This is a genomic window from Candidatus Paceibacterota bacterium, from assembly GCA_035452965.1.
Lineage (GTDB): Bacteria > Verrucomicrobiota > Verrucomicrobiia > Limisphaerales > UBA8199 > UBA8199.
In genome coordinates this window covers 339,364-357,863 of sequence record DAOTCE010000001.1, presented here as the reverse complement: position 1 = coordinate 357,863, position 18,500 = coordinate 339,364, and the positions used below count along the sequence as shown (strand labels likewise).

General features: G+C 64.3%; 9 protein-coding genes. 2 read left to right on the top strand and 7 right to left on the bottom strand.

Translation table 11 applies throughout. The features are described 5' to 3' along the window. Positions 1 to 34: 34 nt before the first annotated feature. Together P5205_01325 and P5205_01320 are read left to right on the top strand one after the other, a co-directional pair. A complete protein-coding gene (locus P5205_01325; GenBank protein HSA08990.1) occupies positions 35 to 2,530 on the top strand; it encodes a glycoside hydrolase family 127 protein in 2,496 nt (831 codons plus the stop codon). A gap of 13 nt (positions 2,531 to 2,543) precedes the next feature. Beyond that, positions 2,544 to 3,734 (top strand): dienelactone hydrolase family protein, encoded by a 1,191-nt coding sequence (locus P5205_01320; protein ID HSA08989.1) that lies wholly within the window; start codon positions 2,544 to 2,546, stop codon positions 3,732 to 3,734. Between the two features lie 98 nt (positions 3,735 to 3,832). On the opposite strand, the gene P5205_01315 is transcribed toward P5205_01320, so the two are convergent. From P5205_01315 to P5205_01285, 7 genes are all read right to left on the bottom strand, one after another. Then, positions 3,833 to 5,326 (bottom strand): arylsulfatase, encoded by a 1,494-nt coding sequence (locus tag P5205_01315; GenBank protein HSA08988.1) that lies wholly within the window; start codon positions 5,324 to 5,326, stop codon positions 3,833 to 3,835. A 162-nt stretch (positions 5,327 to 5,488) separates the two neighbouring features. After that, complete coding sequence (locus P5205_01310) at positions 5,489 to 8,041, bottom strand: DUF3516 domain-containing protein (protein HSA08987.1); 2,553 nt, start codon at positions 8,039 to 8,041, stop codon at positions 5,489 to 5,491. Between the two features lie 208 nt (positions 8,042 to 8,249). Continuing rightward, positions 8,250 to 8,747, bottom strand: a complete 498-nt coding sequence (locus tag P5205_01305; protein ID HSA08986.1) for a ferritin-like domain-containing protein — start codon at positions 8,745 to 8,747, stop codon at positions 8,250 to 8,252. Positions 8,748 to 8,986: 239 nt separating this feature from the next. Further along, a complete protein-coding gene (locus tag P5205_01300) occupies positions 8,987 to 10,003 on the bottom strand; it encodes a methyltransferase (GenBank protein HSA08985.1) in 1,017 nt (338 codons plus the stop codon). Positions 10,004 to 10,010: 7 nt separating this feature from the next. Beyond that, a complete protein-coding gene (gene uvrB / locus P5205_01295) occupies positions 10,011 to 12,113 on the bottom strand; it encodes an excinuclease ABC subunit UvrB (protein HSA08984.1) in 2,103 nt (700 codons plus the stop codon). Between the two features lie 29 nt (positions 12,114 to 12,142). Further along, a complete protein-coding gene (locus P5205_01290; protein HSA08983.1) occupies positions 12,143 to 12,403 on the bottom strand; it encodes a hypothetical protein in 261 nt (86 codons plus the stop codon). Positions 12,404 to 12,571: 168 nt separating this feature from the next. Beyond that, positions 12,572 to 18,367, bottom strand: coding sequence for a hypothetical protein (locus P5205_01285; protein ID HSA08982.1), 5,796 nt, complete (start codon positions 18,365 to 18,367; stop codon positions 12,572 to 12,574). Positions 18,368 to 18,500 lie beyond the last annotated feature (133 nt).

Sequence of the window (18,500 nt, the reverse complement as noted above, 5' to 3'; positions counted from 1 at the left end):
GCACCGACCATGTGGCCGACACGTGAGTAATCTTATGCACTCGAAATGGACGGAATACCTGACGGATTGGCTGGGGCGGAGTCACGCTTGCGCAAGTTGGAGCACGGCCAGCCACCGCCGCACGGACAGTTCAGCGCATAACACCTGCACCTGGATGCCCGCGACGCTCGCCGCGATCCTCTTGTCCGCACCGCTTGCGGCCGGAGCGGAGCAATCGTTGCTTAAACTCCAGCCTGTGCCGTTCCCGGATGTGGCGATACAGGACAGCTTCTGGGCGCCACGACGAGAGACGAACCGCGTTACAAGCACCCCCTTTAGCCTCCAGAAGCTGGAGGAGGCGGGCAACCTGGAGGACATACGCCTGGCCGCACGCGGCGCGACTAACGGCTATCGCGGGCCAGTCTTCATGGATTCGGACCTCTACAAGGCGCTCGAAGCCGTGGCCTACTCGCTCGCCACTCGTCCCGACCCGGCGCTGCAAAAGCAACTGGACGACATCATCGCCCTTCTCGCCAGAGCGCAGCAGCCCGACGGCTACCTCAACAGTCACTTCACGGTCAAGGAGCCCGCCAGGCGCTGGACGAACCTGCGCGACTGGCACGAGCTCTACTGCGCCGGCCACATGTTTGAGGCGGCCGTGGCGCATTATCAGGCCAGCGGCATGACCAACTTCCTGAACATCGCCGCGCGCTTTGCGGACTACATCGATTCGGTGTTTGGCCCGCCACCCAAGCGCCTCGGCTACCCGGGGCACCCGGAAATCGAGTTGGCCCTGGTCAAGCTGTGGCGCGTCACCGACAACGCGCGCTATTTCGAGCTGGCGCGGTTCTTCGTCGAGAACCGCGGGAGGAAGTTCTTTGCCACCGAGCACCACACGCCGCTGGACAAGTATGACGGCTCCTACTTCCAGGACGATGTGCCCATCTACGACCACCAGAACATCAAGGGCCATGCCGTCCGGGCGGCCTACCTGATGTCGGGCACTACCGAGGTCGCCGCGCAGACCGGCGATGAGCGCCTGCTCAGGATGCTCGACCGCGTCTGGCGCAACACCGCCGAGCGCAACCAGTACATTACGGGCGGCATCGGCCCCAGCGCGCACAATGAGGGATTCACCGTGGATTACGACTTGCCCAACCTCACCGCCTATCAGGAAACCTGCGCGACCATCGCCCTGGCGCAATGGGCCCATCGCCTGGCCCTGCTCTACGGCGAGGCGCGCTACGCCGACGCCCTCGAACGCGCGCTCTACAATGGCGTGCTCTCCGGCGTCTCCCGGGACGGCACGAAGTTCTTCTACGTCAACCCGCTGGAGAGCGCCGGCAACCATCATCGCTCACCCTGGTTCGGCTGCGCCTGCTGCCCGCCGAATGTGACGCGCACGCTTGCCGCGTTGGGCGGCTATGCCTACGCCTTCAGCGCTGACTCGCTCTACGTCAACCTCTACATCCAAGGCTCGGCGCAGGCCAAGGTCGGCGACAACGCTGTGACGATCAAGGTGATTACCGACTATCCGTGGGACGGCAGGGTGACGCTGGAACTGGCGCCCGCGACACAGACGAGGTTCACCCTCAGGCTGCGCGTGCCCGGGTGGTGCCGAAAGCACAGCGTCACGGTTAACCATCGCGCGGTGCAGGCGACGACTCTCCAGCACGGCTACGTGGTCCTCGACCGCGAATGGAAGGAAGGCGACCGCGTCGAGCTCGACCTTCCGATGCCTGTTGAGCGGATGGCCGCCAATCCAAACGTGAAGGCCAACCACGGGCTGCTGGCTCTCCAGCGCGGCCCCATCGTCTATTGCCTGGAGCAGTGCGATCAACTCGAGTCACTTGCCGCGCTGTGGCTGCCGTTGGAAGCCGAGCTGAAGGCCGCGCGCGAGCCGGACTTGCTGGGTGGCGTGGTCACCATCACTGGCGAAGCTCGCGCCGCCTCCGCGCAAAAGTGGGGCCGCACTCTCTACCAGCCGCCGGCCGCTTCCCGCCGCGTCGCCTTCAAGGCAATTCCCTACTACGCTTGGGATAACCGCCAGGCCGGCGCCATGAAAGTCTGGCTGCCCGCTTCGGCACCGGTGCTCGCCGCGCAGGGGCTGGAGACCCGGGCGAAGGTTACTATGAGCTTCGCGAACAACAACTGCCAGCCACAAGGCATCAACGATGGCTTGGAGCCGAAGAACAGCAGCGAGCAGCCGGCAGCCTGCTGCCATTGGTGGCCGCGCAAAGGCACGAGCGAGTGGGTCCAGTACACCTGGCAGACGCCAGTCCAAGCGTGCGGCGCCACGACCTATTGGTTTGATGACACCGGCCGCGGCGAGTGCCGCTTGCCCGCCTCGTGGCGTATCGAATACCTCGACCGCGGCACATGGAAGGCAGTCAACGCCGCTGAGGGCTATCCGGTTGCCAAGGACAAGTGGTGCGCCGTAGGCTTCGCCCCGGTCAAAACGACGGCCCTGCGGTTGGTCGCACAGCTTCGTCCCGGCTTCGCCGCCGGCGTGCACGAGTGGAAGGTTGAGGAACCGGAGGATGCCCAATAGTGAATTCCGCCTTGTGAATACTGAAGCTGCCGATCCGCGGGCCCTTCTGCCGCACCCCAGGACGCCAGAGCGCCAGAGTCATCCGCTGGAACTGTCAGGCGCCAAGGCCGCCGCCATCGCTTTCCTGCTTCTCGGTTTGTCTATACCCTGCCGCTGTCCGGCCGCTTCGGACGCTCAGGCTGCCCCCTCGCGCCTTCCGCATACCAATCTGCTCGTCTTCCACAAGCGCAGTGGAGCGGCGGCTCCCGTCAAATCCAAATCCGACTGGCAGCGCCGCCGCGCCGAAATCCTCCGAGGAATGACGGAGGTCATGGGACCGTTGCCGGGCCGGGAGAAGTGGTGCCCTTTTGACCTGCGCACGGAGCAACGGACTAACTGCGGCTCCTATGTGCGCCTCCTCGTGACTTATGCCTCAGAGCCAGGCTCGCGCGTGCCAGCCTACCTGCTGATTCCGAACGAAGCCCTCAACGGCAAGAAGAAGCTGCCTGCGATCCTGGCGTTGCACTCGACCGACATGCAATACGGCCACAGCGTCCTCGTCGAGCAACTGCGCGGCAACTACCGCGCCTTCGGGCGCGACCTGGCGGAGCGGGGCTACGTCGTCATCGCCCCGGCCTACCCCCTCATGGCCGATTACCAGCCGGACCTGAAGGCGCTCGGCTACCAAAGCGGCACCATGAAGGCAATCCGGGACAATATGCGCGCCCTGGATCTGCTGGAAACGCTGTCCTTCGTCCGCAAGGGCCGCTTCGGCGCCATCGGCCATTCGCTGGGCGGACACAACGCCATCTACACCGCAGTCTTCGACCCGCGGATAAGCGTGATCGTTTCCAGTTGCGGCTTCGACTCCTTCTCCGACTACTATGGCGGCGACCCCGCCAACTGGCAGCCCGAGCGTGGTTGGTGCCAAACCCGCTACATGCCCCGCCTGGCGGACTATCGCGGGCGCCTGGCCGAAATCCCATTCGACTTCTACGAACTTATAGCCGCCCTCGCCCCCCGGCCTGTCTTTGTCAACGCCCCGCTCCGCGACGCCAACTTCCGCCAGCAAAGTGTGGACAGAATCCTGACGGCCGCCTCCGCCGTCTATCGCCTCTACCACGTGCCGGGCGTCCTCCAGGCGGCGTATCCCGGCTGCGACCACAATTTCCCGCCCGAAGTCCGCGAAGCCGCCTACAACTTTCTCGATCAGCACCTGCGCTGAATCTCGCTGCTCATCCTCGAACCAACGGAAGCGCTCAGCTCATCAGCCAGGCGGCTCACTTTCGGGACGAACAAATGGTCAACGGCTGAGGTCAGGCGCTACGGGCTGGTGCCGCCGGCTTGCCGCGTCGCCTGCAGTTGCTCCAGCATTTTCTTGGCGCGGTCCGGCTGTGCCTGAATGACGTTGTTCGTCTCACCGGGATCCTCCGCGAGCTGATAGAGTTGCCCGGCGGGAGCGATGCCAAGCTCAGTGCGGGTGAGGGCGTTCCACTTTGGTCCCGTGCCGGGCTCGATGTATTTCCACGGGCCATTCCGCAAGGCCAGCACGCGGGCGTGCTCGACCAGTTGCTCGCGGCCGGTCTTCGATTGGCCCAGCAGGGCCGGCAGCACGTTGCGGCTGTCCGGCCCCTCACCGGCGGCCAGCTTCTGCCCGGTCAGCGCGGCGAAAGAGGCCAGGAAATCAATGTGGCAGACCAGCGCATCCGACACGCCGGGCTGGATGCGTTGCGGCCAGCGGGTGATGAACGGGATGCGCGTGCCCCCCTCGAAGATGCTGTACTTGCCCCCGCGCAAGGGACCGGCAGGCCGGTGGTCGCCCAGGTTCTCGACTGCGCCATCGCGGTAGCCATCATCCACGACGGGGCCGTTGTCGCTGGATAGAATCACCAGTGTGTTGCGGCTCAGGTTCAACCGGTTGAGCGTGTTGAGGAGTTCGCCCACGCACCAGTCAAACTGCACGATCACGTCGCCGCGCACGCCGCAGCCGCTCTTGCCGACGAAGCGCGGATTAGGCACGCGGGGCACATGCGGATCATGGGTGGCAAAATAGAGGAAGAATGGGTTGCCCTTGTTCTGTTCGATGAACGAGACAGCTTTCCGGGTGAAGGTGTCGGCCATGTCCTCGTCCACCCAGCGGGCGGCGTTGCCCCCGGTCATGTAACCGATGCGGCTGATGCCATTGACAATAGTCTGGTTGTGTCCATGGCTGGGATGCACCTTGAGCAACTCGGGATGGTCCTTGCCCGTCAGACCGGTCCCGATGGGCTTGTCGTAGCTGACTTGAATCGGGTCCTTCGGGTCCAAGCCGACCACCCGCTGGTTCTCCACATACACGCACGGCACCCGATCGCCCGTGGCGGGCATGATGAAGGAATAGTCGAAGCCGATTTCGCGCGGGCCGGGTTTGAGCTCGCCATTCCAGTCGGGACCGCCTTTGCCACCAAGCCCGAGATGCCATTTGCCAACGGCCCCGGTTTTGTAGCCCGCGCGTTGGAGCAGGGAAGCCACCGTTGCCCGGCCCGGGGGAATGATCAGCCCAGCGTCACCAGGCAGAATGCCTGTTCCCCTTTTGCGCCAGGGATACTCGCCGGTGAGCAGCGCATAGCGGGCCGGCGTGCAGGTAGCCGAAGTCGAATGGGCGTCGCGAAAGCGCAGGCCCTCCCGCGCCAGGCGATCCACATTCGGCGTCGGGATCCTGGTTGCGCCGTAGCAGCCTGTGTCGCCAAAGCCAAGGTCGTCGGCGAGGATGATGAGGACATTGGGCTTGGCGGTGGGCGCGTCGGCGGTGGCGGACGGCTGGCTGGCCCGAGCCATGACGGCCAGCGCTGTTACGCCGGCCAGCAAGAGTGCGGCAGTTAGTCTCATGTTCTTATTCGTTCATGGGCAGATGCGCGGATGGTGATCCAGACAATCGCTCAGCCCAATACTTCGCTCAGTAATGGTCTCGGGCTTGTACTGCAACAACATTCGCGAGCGCTACGAAGCCAAGTTCCCCAGCCTCACCAACCGCAAGACAGGCTCCGCGGCCTCGCGCGAGCGGTCCAGATCCACTTCGAACTCTGCTACCCAGTCGTTGTGCTCTTCCGGGTCCACCAGCATCTGCTGGACGCGCCAGGTTCGCTTGTCCTCGGCGGGGAGCACGTAGGTATGGCGCAGATTGCGGGCGTTCGGGTCCAGGCAAATGCGCTCGTGCTCGGCATGGTAGCTGTCGAGCGCCTGCTGCAGCCGCGCGGCCGTCCACGGCTGGCCGTCGGGGTCCTGCGGGGAGGAGAGATGGGCAAGCGCCTGCTCGAAGTCGGCGTTTACCAGGCCGCGCAGGAAGCTGAAGATGCGGTTGCGGAGGGCGGCGGTGAAGGCCCGGGTGTCGCGGGTGATGTCGGCGGCGGCTTCCTCGGCGCCGGGTGGCCGGGCTTCCTTGGTCTCGGCGCGCTGGTAGCTCGGGTCGCGCAACTTTTCCCATTCGTCCAGCAAGCTGGAGTCAACCTGGCGAATCATCGTGCCCAGGTAGAGTTCCATCTCCCGCACAGGGTCGGTCTTGGCGGCATCGGGGACGGTCTGCGCCAGGACTTTGTACACGCTGTTCAAGTGCCGCAGCAGGATCCCCTCGGCCCGCTGCAGTTCGTAGTCGCGGATGTAATCGGAGAAGGAACGGAACGACTCGAACATCTCGCGGGCGATGGACTTGGGCTTGATATTCTCCTGCCCCACCCACGGGTGTTTGTCGGCAAAGGCGTTGAAGCTCGAGTAGATGAACTCGCGGTTTGGCTTTGGGTATTCCAGCTTCTCCAGCTCCTCCATCCGCTCCTCGTATCCCAGCCCGGCCATCTTCATTTCCGCCATCTTCTGGCTCTTGAGCTTGTCCAGTTGTTTGCGGAGGATGATGTCCGGGTCTTCGAGGATGGACTCCACGAGTGTCAGCAGGACTAGCGGAAAGTCAGGCTGCTGCGGATCCACCAGAGGCAGTGTCTCCAGCAGGTAGAGCGACAGCGTCTGGTCCATGGAAAAGTCGTCCTGCAGCTCGACATTGACGCGCAGGTAGGCGCCGTCCTCGGTCTTGGGGATGAACTCGATGATCTTGCGCTCCACCAGCGAGCGGAACAACTGCCACGCGCGTTTGCCATGCTCCTTCTTAGCCTTGGGCGTTTCATGGCAGTCGCGAATGAGGCGCTGCATGGCCTGGCAGCCGTCGCCATTGCGGCTGAGCACGTTGAGCAGGATCCCATGCGAGACGCGGAACCGGGAAGTCAGGCGCTCGGGTTGGGCGGCCATGAGGCGGGCAAATGTCTTCTGGTCCCAGTTGACGAAGTTCTTCTCCGGCGGTTTGCGTTTAACGACCTTCTTGCCAGCCCGGGCCGCCTTTTCTTCCAGTTTGAGGTTCTCGACCACATGTTCGGGCGCTTGCGCGACCACCCAGCCGCGGTCGTCGAATCCCTTGCGTCCAGCCCGCCCGCCAATCTGGTGAAAATCGCGCGCGCTCAGGATGCCGGTCTTCTGGCCGTCGTACTTGCAGAGGCGCGAGAACAGCACGGTGCGGATGGGGACATTAATGCCCACGCCGAGCGTGTCGGTGCCGCAAATAACCTTGAGCAGACCCTTCTGCGCCAATTGCTCAACCAGCACCCGATACTTCGGCAGCAGCCCGGCGTGGTGCAACCCGATGCCGTGCTTGAGCCATTTCCGGATCTCGGGGCCGTAGGGGCTGGCGAACTTGAAGCCTTCGAGCGTCGCGCCGATGGCATTCTTCTCCTCGCGCGTGCACACGTTGATGCTGGTAAAGTCCTGGGCGCTCTGGGCGGCTTCGAGTTGGGTGAAGTGAACGACATACACCGGGGCCTTGCCTTGCGCGACCAGGCTTTCGAGCGTCGTGGCCAGCGGCAGCTCGGAGTAGGCATAGTCCAGCGGCACCGGCCGGTCTTTGGAGGCAACGGCGGCGGTGGGGCGCCCGTTGAGGCGGGTCAGCGCCTCCTCGAAAAACGTCGTATCGCCGAGGGTGGCGGACATCAAGAGGAACCGCGCCTGCGGCAGCGTCAGCAACGGCACCTGCCAGGCCACACCGCGCTCGCGGTCGGCATAGTAGTGAAACTCGTCCATGATAACCTCTTGCACGTCGGCATCCGCGCCCTCGCGCAGCGCGATGTTGGCGAGTATTTCGGCAGTGCAGCAGAGAATGGGGGCGTCGCGGTTGACCGAGGCGTCACCGGTGCTCAGGCCGACGTTATCCGGCCCGAACTCGCGGCACAGCCCGAGCCACTTCTCGTTGACCAACGCCTTGATAGGGCAGGTGTAGACGGAACGACTGCCCTGCGCGATAGCCTTGAAATGCACCGCGGCCGCCACCAGCGACTTGCCCGAGCCGGTGGGCGTGTTGAGGATGACGTTCTTATTCTCAAACAACTCCAGGATGGCCGCCTCCTGCGCCGGATATAGCCGGAGCCGCTTGCTCTCGGCGTATTCAAGAAAACGCCCGAGCAAGACGTCGTTGGCCGGGCGCTCGTCCCGGGGCAACAGGTCGTACAGGGTCAGTGACACACTCCTTAAAGTGGAGGTTTGATGGGCCGAAAGAACGTGTTGGAGAGAGCGAGCTTTGTCATGCTAGCAGATACTCGCAAAGCAGGCGCGGTTGGCAATGCTGTATTGCCACCGCGCCTTAACGCGACCGCATTCGGGAACCCTGCGCTCGACCGGCGAACAAGCTCGCCACTGGGGCCAGCGTGCGGACCAGCCGGCGGCTGTCCATTTAATCTTCCGCTTCCTCCGAATTCTCGGGCTCCTTCCCGAACGACTGAAGGGCCAGGTAGTTCAGGCCGAAGCGCTTGATATTCTCCAACTGCTTGTCGAACTGGTCGTAGTGATTCTCCTCATCGTTTACCAGTGACTCGAAAACCTGCTTCGTGGCAGCGTCGGCATTTTGACCGGCTTGCAGAGCGAACTGGTTGTAAACACCGACCGCCTCGTGTTCCATCGCCGCAGCCTTGAGCAGCATTTCCTTGGCCTCCGTAATCTTCTCAACCGGCCCAGCCGGAACCATCAGCACGTCGCCCTTCAGGAAGAGGATGCGTTCAGCCAGGTGCTCGACATGACCCATCTCCTGGATGGCGATCCGCCGGAACATCGAGGCCAGCGGGGAAAAACCCTGGTCGTCCAGGTGGAAGTGCCAGTACATGTATTGGTGAACGGCCTGGAGTTCGTCCGCCACGCCTTTGTTCAGCAGGTCAATGCTCTTCTTCGTATTCATAGGTTGTTTCGATTGTTGCATATCGATTTCTACACCGCGAGCCGGTGAGGGTTCAAGACTAACCCGACAGGGGCCGGGGTTCGGCGTTTGAAATTGATCAGAACTCGCGGATTCGCATAGTTTGCGCCGCGACAATGAAAGCATGATCTCGACCAACAGACATTCCAAGCTGGAACTGTACAACGACGCCCCGCATGGCAAGAACGAGGCATCGCCCCGCTGAAGGACGCTAATCTTCGTCAGGCCCCAACAGGTCGCCGCGCGACAACGATCGCATTCATCGCCTCATCGGCACGCGCCACGGTGGTCTCCACAAAGCCCGCCGCCTCCAGGTCTTGCCGCAATTCGGCGAACGTGAAGGTGCCGCCACCCCTGGTGGCGACAAGCATGTTTACGGCAAATAACGCCCCGGCCACCGGCTGAGTGCGGTCTGCCTCCATCAGGATATCGCGGATGGCAATGCGCCCGCCGGGCGTCAGAACCGCAAAGACCTTGGCAAACAAAGCGCGGTTCTGCGCGCGGGAATTCTGGTGCACGATGGCACTCACCCACGCGAGGTCCGCGCCCGGAGGCAGCGCGCCGCGCGTGAAGTCGCCGGCGACGAGTTTGACGCGCTGGTCCAGCCTGGCGGCAGCCAGACGCCGCCGCGCCATGGGCAGGACGTGGGGCAGGTCAAACAAGGTGGCCCGCGCTGATGGACAGGCGCGCAGAAACGCAATGGTCCAGGTGCCCGAGGCGCCGCCGATGTCGAGCAGGCGCCGGAACCGGAGCGGCCGCACGGCCCGGATGACGCGATCGGCGTTGGGCGCGGAGATGTTGTGCATCGCCCCGATAAAAGACTCTTCGTCACCGGACTCGCCGCGCACGCTTGGCGTTCGCCGCACGGGGCGGCCGGTCTTGACGGCTGTGGCCAATTGGGCCCAGCGGCGCAGGCAGTTGGCCTGGTGTTGAGCCATCGCCAGCACGCTTTGCGGTCCATCCGATGTCAGACAGGCGTCCAAGCCAGCCGGAAGGACGTAATTGCCGCCGGATTTGACGAGCAGCCGCAGCGCCGCCAGGGCATCCAGCAGCACCGTCAGGGCGCGCAGGTCGCACTGCCGCTTGCGGGCGAGCTGCGCTGCGGTCAGCGGCGTGCGCGCGAGCGCGCCGAAGAGGTCCAGGTCGGCGGCAGCGGCCAGGACGGCCGCGCCCTGGTAGTTGCGTCCGAGAGCGAGGATCTTTTCGCTGGTCCACGATTGCGGCGTTTGCGGTTTCATGTCTTGTTCAGAATGGGACTTGCCGGCGGCCGGAAGAGGGGGACTTGCGGCCTTTTCGGTAGTTCACCCGCCTCACAGCGCCCCCTTTGGCCTGAGCCGCCGGTTGACTGCCGGTTACAGCGCGCTTCAGCTCGCGAATCTGGTCGCGGAGGAGCGCCGCCTTTTCGAACTCCAGGTTATTCGCCGCCGCCAGCATCTCCTCCTCAAGCTCCCTGATCGTGTCGTTGAGGTCTATGTCCACGCCCGATTCAGCCAGGACGGACTGTGCTTGCCTGGCAGTTTCGTGATAGGACGAGAGGCTTTCCTCAACGGCGCGGTTCACGCTCCGCGGGGTGATGTGGTGCTCGGCGTTGTAGGCCAGTTGCTTCTTCCGCCGGTAGTCCGAGATCGCCAGGAACCTCTGGATGCTCTCCGTCCGCGCGTCGGCGTAGAGGATTACCTCGCCGTTCAGGTGGCGCGCCGCGCGGCCCGCCGTCTGGATCAGGCTCGTCTCACTGCGCAGGAAGCCTTCCTTGTCGGCGTCGAGAATGGCCACCAGCGACACCTCCGGCAGATCGAGTCCCTCGCGCAACAGATTGATGCCCACCAGCACGTCGAACTCGCCCTTGCGCAGCGCGCGCAAAATCTCCACCCGCTCAATGGCGTCAATCTCGCTGTGCAGGTACTGCACGTTGATCCCGATGTCGCGCAGGTAATCGGTCAACTCCTCGGCAGTGCGCTTGGTGAGCGTGGTCACCAGCACGCGTTCTTTGGCCTCGGCCCGGCTCCGGCACTCATTGATGAGATCGTCAATTTGGCCCGTCAGTGGTTTGACCGTGATCCTGGGGTCCACCAGGCCGGTAGGGCGGACAACCAATTCGGCGACGCCATCCGACCGGCCAGTTCCGGGGCGGGCAACCGCGCATTGCCGCGCCCATTCCAATTCTCGGGCGCTGGGGGTGGCGCTGGCGTAGATGACCTGGTTCTGATGCGCCTGGAACTCCTCGAAGCTGAGGGGCCGATTGTCCAGCGCGCTGGGCAGGCGGAAGCCGTATTCGACCAGCACCGTTTTGCGCGAGCGGTCGCCTGCGTACATGCCGCCAATCTGCGGGACCGTGGCGTGCGACTCGTCAATGACCAGCAGATAATCCTTCGGGAAGAAGTCAAAGAGCGTGCACGGCCGGGAGCCGGCCGGGCGTCCGGCGATGTGACGCGAGTAATTCTCGATGCCGGAACAGAACCCCATCTCCTCCATCATCTCGAGGTCGTACTCCGTGCGCATTTTGATGCGCTGCGCCTCAATCAGCTTGCCGTGCTTCTCGAACCAGGCGATGCGCTCGCCCAATTCCTCCCGGATGGCCAGCACCGCCGGGCGCAGCTTTTCGGAGGGGGTGACGAACTGCTTGCCGGGGTAAATCGTCACCGCCTCCAGCAATTCCAGCTTGTGACCCGTCAATGGCTCAAACCGGGTGATCCGCTCGATCTGGTCGCCGAAGAACTCCACCCGCAGCGCATCTTCACGACCGGCGGGGCACAGCTCCACGGTGTCGCCGCGCACGCGGAACTGGCCGCGCGTGAACTCGATGTCATTGCGCGTGTATTGCAGGTCCACCAGCCGGTGGAGGAACTGGTCTCGGCTCAACTCCAGCCCGGCACGGATGGGGATGACCATCGCCTCGTAATCCTCCTTGCTGCCGATGCCGTAGATGCAGGAGACGCTAGCCACCACGACGACGTCCCGGCGGGCAAAGAGGCTGCTCATGGTCGAGAGCCGCAGGCGCTCAATCTCGTCGTTGATGCTCGAATCCTTCTCGATGAAGGTGTCCGTGCGCGGGATGTAGGCCTCGGGCTGGTAATAGTCGAAGTAGCTGACGAAGTACTCGACCGCGTTGCGCGGGAAGAATCCTTTGAACTCGGCGTAGAGCTGCGCGGCGAGCGTCTTGTTATGCGAGATCACCAGCGTCGGACGGTTCACGTTGCGGATGACGTTGGCGATCGTGAACGTCTTCCCCGACCCCGTCACCCCCAGCAGCACTTGGTGCTTGGCACCCGCCTGCAGCCCTTCCGTCAGCTTCGCAATCGCTTGCGGCTGATCTCCGGCGGGGTCGTAGGGGGCGACGAGTTCAAACATCAAGACCCACACTACGGGCCGCGCGTAGTCTAGTCAACGAGGTGCACCCGGCAGGAATCGGGCTGGTTGTTGGCGTGGTATTGGGCCGCCGCCGCAGGCCAGGCGACCAGCAGGAGTAGGGCCGCCAGGGGGATGAACCCCATCAGGATCATGGCGCACATGATATGCAGGACCAGGGAAGAATTGCAAGTCTTGTATTTGAAGCACTTACGCACCAGCACCCGCCTTTTGCCGCCGGGATTGCGCCTTTTGCCTTCTTCGTTCTGCCTGTCGCGGGTCGCTCGCGCCATGATGGGGTTTTCCCGGCGCGAACCCGCTGGGGTCCCAGTGTGTATCCCATGGGGATCGCTCCCCATGGGAACCACACCGGCTCAACACCGGATAGGCACCCTGATAACACCGCGGATGGACCGGGCCTGCATTGCCGCGGGCGCCAGTGCCGTTTCCCCCGAAACGGCTTAATAGAGGGCCTGTACGCGGAAGAACTTGATCGGGTCGGCATCCATCGGCACCACCATTTGCAGCGGGCCATTGGTCCCCAACTGCGGATTGTCATATGGCAGCCACACTGCCAGATCAGTCGAGAAATAGGTCTGGTAGCTCACTCCGGCAATGCCCTGCCAGCCCAGCAGAAAGTTGTTGGACTGCACTTGGCTGGCCAGGTTGGGCGTAACGGATGTCACCGCCAGGTAATTCTCGTTCGTGATGGCGGATGTCACATCCGAGTAGGCGCGCGTGCTGGGCACAAAAACCAGCCCGCTCCTGGAAGGCGCGACAATCACCGAGCCGCCGGGCGGGACAGCCAGCACGTAATTACCGTCCGTGTCCGTCGTGGCGGCTGCGCCCCCGCCGTCAGATTGCACCACCACCCCCGGGACGGGCTCGCCGTTACTGTTGGTGATCGAGCCCTGCACCGTGGCCCAGGCAATCGAGAAAATGCCGACGTAAACTTGGGCCAACGGCTGGCCATTAAGGTCTGTGATCTGGGGACCAAAGGTGAGCTGGTAGTCCCCCTGCGCAGTCTGCGTGGGGAAATCAACGCGGTACCGGTAAGGGCTCAGCGCCGTGGAGGTCAAGCCATCCACCACCCCGCTGCCTGGCGCGATTAAACCCACGCCTGGCGGTCTCACTGAATAGGGGTCCATCGGGGCGTCGAAGACAACTTCGACACTGCTAACAGCCGAGGTGAGAGTGCCAGCCAGCGAGATCGAGGTTACCTGGGGTGCTGGCGGCGTGACGGCATAGAAGATGGAGCCAGCCTGGCCCGGCGAGAACCCGTCTCCACCCGCAACTGAGAGCAGACCGCCAAACACATTCAACGGAGTGTAAACCGCGATGCGGCCACCGCCGCCACCGCCGCCCTCGAATACCTCCCCGTCGCCGCCATCCGCCTTGATCGTACCGGCGCCGGCGAGCGCGCCGGCCGTCAGCCAGATGCTGCCGCCGGAGCCACCCCCCGAGTCATCCTGCAAGCCGGGATTGCCGCTGGCATTGAGTGCGCCGTTCACCATCAGGATGCCGCCCACGGTGAGGCGAATCGTCCCGCCCCCCTCCGAGCCGCCGGCAGGCGCTCCGTAGCCCAAGCCGCCGCCGCTGCCCCAGTCAACCGGTTGCTGGGCGGAGCCATACGTTTCCCCGCCCGGCCGCGCGGACGAGGCGCCACCGTTGCCACCGTAACCCGCACCGCTACCGATCGAATTGGTGGATTGCCCAGCCCCCGGTCCGATGCCGGCCCCGTAGCCCATGCCCACCACGGTGATTGCGCTGCCGGCATCAATCGTCGCGTTGCGCAACACGGCTACGTCGAGGTTGGTTCCAGACTGAAAGCACGTAAGCGCGCCGCCGTCGCTGAGGAGAAGGTTGCTCAGCACGAGCGACGAGCCCGCAGGCTGCGCGACGGCCCCGCCTTTGATGGTCAGATCGAAGGGCGGCAGGAAGGCCACCGGAGTGTTCGTGCCGTAATGGCCGCCGTTATCAATCAACACGTGGCCGCTGGACTGGTTCTCGGGTTTGGCATAGATCGTTCCAGCGCCGCCCCAAGCATACCCACCGCCTCCCCGCGCAGTGGTGGTCCCGCTGAAGGTGTTCGCGCCGAAGTACAGGGCAATACGGCCGCCGCCCCCGCCTCCGCCAACCTCGGTGCCGGCGCCACCGCTGGCGGAGATGACGCCGTTCCCCGCAAGTGTCCCGGTCGTCAGCCAAACGCTGCCGCCCGAGCCGCCCCCGCCGCCTTGGCCGGCGCTGGCGTTGCCGTCGGCGGAGATGCGGCCGTTGACCAGCAGCATGCCAGCCACACTGAGGCGGATAGCGCCGCCACCGGCACTGCTGCCGGGCACATTAAATGGAAGCGGAGGATAAGCGCCTCCGCCACTGCCGGAATCCTCCGGCGCGGTCACCGACCCGTAGTTGGTGCCGCCAGCCGGCGCCGGGCTTGTGCCGCCGGGAGCGCCGTAACCAGCGTGGCCCGCGCCGCTCCCGACATAGCCATACTCCGAATGGCGATACCCGCCTGCACCGGGTCCCTGGTTCGCCGGGTAACCGGCGCCGTCGGCAACGATCCCGCCGCCGGCCAGGATGGTGGCGTCGCCAGCCACGAACAGCGTGTGTTTGGACAGGCTGACCCAGGCGTTCGAAGCGACCACCAGGTTTCTGAAGCTTTGAGGCCCCTGCGGCGGTGAAACCACGGCGCCGTTCCTGACCGTCAAATCAAGTGTCCCGCCCGGTTGCCAACTGGTGTTCGTGCCGGCCTGTCCGCCGTTGTCCACGATCAACTGACCCCAGGATTGGTTGTTGGCTTTGGTGTAAATGGTTCCGGCTCCACCCCAGGCGTAGCCGCCGCCGCCGCGGGCGGACATCGTGCCGGAGAAGGTTGTTGATGTGTAAGTGATAGCAATGCGCCCGCCGCCACCACCACCGCCCAGACCAATTCCCGCGCCGCCATCGGCCGCAATGATCCCCGTGCCGGATAGCGCGCCCACCGTCAGCAAAATGCTGCCGCCAGAGCCGCCACCGGCGTCCGCGCTGGCTCCGGGCATGCCGCCGGCCGAGATTCGGCCATCCACCTGCAGCGATCCCATTACATCAAGACGGATATTTGCCCCGCCAGCCCCCCCCACGAGGTAAGGAGGATAAGTTCCTCCGCCGCTGCCCATGCCGAGTGGCGCCGACAGCAGGTCGTAGATAATTCCCCCCGGCGCCGACTTGACTCCGCCGCTGGAGGCCCCGAATCCGCCATGACCTCCGCCGCTGCTGGCATATCCGACTTGCTGAGCGGCATATTTACCCGCCCCATTTCCTTGCCCTCCCGGAAAACCCGTGCCGTCGGCGATAATGCCACCGCCGGCCTGAACAGTAGCATTGCCGGCGATGGTGAGTGCCGGGGCTGAAGATCCCGAACTGCCAGCCAGAAGCAGCCACCCGTTGGAAGCCACCAACAACGTGCCAATAGTCGGCGGGTAGGAATTCGCGGGGGCGAAGATCGCTCCTCCTAGCACGGTCAAATCAATGGTCCCCGAGCTTATCCCCCAACTTGTGTTGGCCCCGGAGTGCCCGCCGTTATCAAGCGTCACCAGGCCCGTGGGCCGGCCGGCGGCCTTGGTGTAGATGGTCCCCGCGCCACCCCAGGCGTAGCCACCGCCACCATATGCGGAGAGGAGCCCGGAGAAGGTGCTTGCGGTATACTGGATGGCGATGCGCCCGCCACTGCCGCCGCCGCCGAGGTAGTTGCCGGCGCCACCGTTGGCGGAGATGATGCCTGTTCCGGACAACGTCCCGACATTCAGGGAGACTGATCCGCCGGAGCCACCACCCGCGCTGGGAGCGTTTCCCGGATAACCAGCAGCCGAGATTGTGCCATCCACCTGCAGCACACCATTTACGTTGAGGCGGATGACTCCGCCGCCCGAGCCGCCCACAGCGTATGGGCTGAATCCGCCGCCGCCGCTGCCCCGTTCCACTACCGACATCGGCAAACCATAGGGGCTGCCGCCTGCCGCAGTGTAAGGCGCTGGCGCTCCGCCGGCGGCGCCATAGCCGCCGTACCCGCCGCCGCCGCCAATATAGTAGGTGCCACTGGAAGAGTAATACCTGCCAGCACCCGGCCCCGCATTGCCCGGGTGGCCGGCTCCGTCGGCCAGAATTCCCCCGCCCGCCTGGACGGTGGCATTGCCGGTCACAGTCATCACGTAGTCGTAGTTGGTCAGGCGCAGCCACCCACCGGAGGCAACCAGCAGGTTGCGAATCGTCTGCGGAACGAACGGTATCAAGACCGCGCCACCTTGCACGGTCAGGTCCACAATTCCGGAGGAGGAGGAACCCAATGTGGTGTTCGTGCCGACCTGCCCGCCGTTATCCACGAGCACAGTGCCCCAGGATTGGCTGGTGGCTCTGGTGTAGATCGTGCCTGCGCCGCCCGCGGCTGAGCCGCTGCCACCGCGAGCGGTAACGACGCCGAAGAACAAGGCCATTCCATGCTCGATGGCGATGCGCCCGCCGCCCCCGCCGCCGCCGCCCACAAAGCCAATGCCATTGCCCATGCCGCCGTTGGCTGAGATGGTCCCCGAACCGGCGAGGGTCCCGGCGGTCAGCCAAATGCTGCCGCCAGACCCGCCACCACTGCCGTCAACAAGACCGCCTTGGCCGTCGGCGGAGATTCTGCCGTTCAGCAGCAATATCCCCGATACGGAAAGCCGGATAGCCCCGCCCCCCGCGCTCCCTGATCTAAGCTGCGGATAACAGGCGCCGCCACTGCCCGGCGTCCCGGGCGAAATCAGCGAACCATACGGAGAGCCACCATAGGCCATGGGATTGCCACCCGCGGCGCCAAAACCACCATGGCCACCCCCGCCGCCCGCAAAACCATAGGAAGTGTAATACTTGCCGGCTCCCGGGCCCGTGTTGCAGGCGAAACCAGCGCCATCGGCGGTGATTGCACCGCCGGTCTGGATTGTAGCGTCGCCCGTCACCATGAGGCTGGGTCCCGGAGTTGACCAGCTTATCCGGGCGTTCGAATCCACGAACAGGTTGCCAACCGTCTGGGAGCTCGGCAGGGATACCACCGCCTCGCCCTGGATAGTGAGATCGGCGGCCTCGGCGGTAGCAAGCGGCGTATTCGTGCCGGCCACGCCCGCGTTATGCACCAACACCTGGCCGACAGCCTGGCTGTATGCTCGGGTGTAAATCGTGCCGGCGCCGCCTCGGGCATAGCCGTTGCCGCCGTAGGCCTCGGTCGTGCCGAAAAAGCCGGTGCTCGCGTACTGGACGGAGATCCGGCCGCCGCCGCCGCCGCCGCCCTGGGCGGGCTCACCGGCCCCGCCGTTGGCCGACAGCGATCCGGTTCCGGCGAAGCTCTGGGCGCTTAGCCAGATGCTGCCTCCCGAACCGCCTCCGGAACGGTTGTTGACCCCGTTGGCGCCGTTTGCCGACACGCTGCCATCCACGCGCAAGGTGCCCCCAACCACCAGTCTAACCTTCCCGCCTCCTGCTCCACCAAGGCCTGTATAACCGCAGCCGCCGCCACTGCCCAGGTCGGTCGGCTGCTCAATTGTGTCGTAGGTTGACCCGCTGTCGCCGAGAGCCGCGCTCTGCGCGCCATAGCCGCCATGACCGGCGCCGCTGCCGCTGGGCGGGCTTCCGGCGCAACGGCCCGCACCCGGGCCCATCCCGCCTTTGTAGCCCTTGCCATCCACGTTGATCGTTGCTCCCGCCGCGACCAGGAAGTCTGCGGTCACAGCCAAGTCTAATCCTGCCGGTCCCGGCGTATCCAGGAAGTCGTAGCTGACCAGGTTGGTGCTGCCTTCGACCACCGCCGAGTTGGTGGTCAGCAGCAGCGTGGTCAGGCCGTTCTCGTCCAGGCCAATCACATAGTCCACGCCGGTGGTGTAGGTCGCCAGCCCGGCGAAATCCCGCACCACGATGGTGGATACATGCACATTGGTGTGTGCCAACAGCACCACATTAGTCACGCTCAATACCTGCGGTTCGTTGGTGACCGTGACCCAGTTGTGCAAGTAACCGTCCGGCCAAAACGTATGGGTAAGGTTGCCGCCGTTCAGCACCTGCAGGCTGGCGAAGGAATGAATCCCGTCCACCGTCAGGGTGCAGTTGGTGACGACAATTTCCTGACCGTCATAGTTGGTGTTGTTGAAGCTGATGAGGGTATCGCTGGTGAAGGTTGCCGCGGGGGCGGCGAACCCGGGCAACAGCAGAGCTGCTATCGGCGAAAGAAGGCGAAGTGAAGTGAATGATGTTCTCATTGGGCAGTTTATCTTTACTGAGTCTAAGTTTCTGAAACCAACCCTGCATCCCTGGCGCTACTTGACTAACGGATTCCTTCTAACCAAGTGCGGCCGTTGTGGCAAGCATGGATTGGCGCACAAACCGCGGGGT

Excerpts from the sequence above, each read along its gene's own strand:
- P5205_01290 (HSA08983.1), bottom strand. The coding sequence starts at position 12,403 with ATGGCGCGAGCGACCCGCGACAGGCAGAACGAAGAAGGCAAAAGGCGC.
- uvrB (HSA08984.1), bottom strand. The coding sequence starts at position 12,113 with ATGTTTGAACTCGTCGCCCCCTACGACCCCGCCGGAGATCAGCCGCAA.
- P5205_01325 (HSA08990.1), top strand. The coding sequence starts at position 35 with ATGCACTCGAAATGGACGGAATACCTGACGGATTGGCTGGGGCGGAGT.
- P5205_01285 (HSA08982.1), bottom strand. The coding sequence starts at position 18,367 with ATGAGAACATCATTCACTTCACTTCGCCTTCTTTCGCCGATAGCAGCT.
- P5205_01315 (HSA08988.1), bottom strand. The coding sequence starts at position 5,326 with ATGGCTCGGGCCAGCCAGCCGTCCGCCACCGCCGACGCGCCCACCGCC.
- P5205_01300 (HSA08985.1), bottom strand. The coding sequence starts at position 10,003 with ATGAAACCGCAAACGCCGCAATCGTGGACCAGCGAAAAGATCCTCGCT.
- P5205_01305 (HSA08986.1), bottom strand. The coding sequence starts at position 8,747 with ATGAATACGAAGAAGAGCATTGACCTGCTGAACAAAGGCGTGGCGGAC.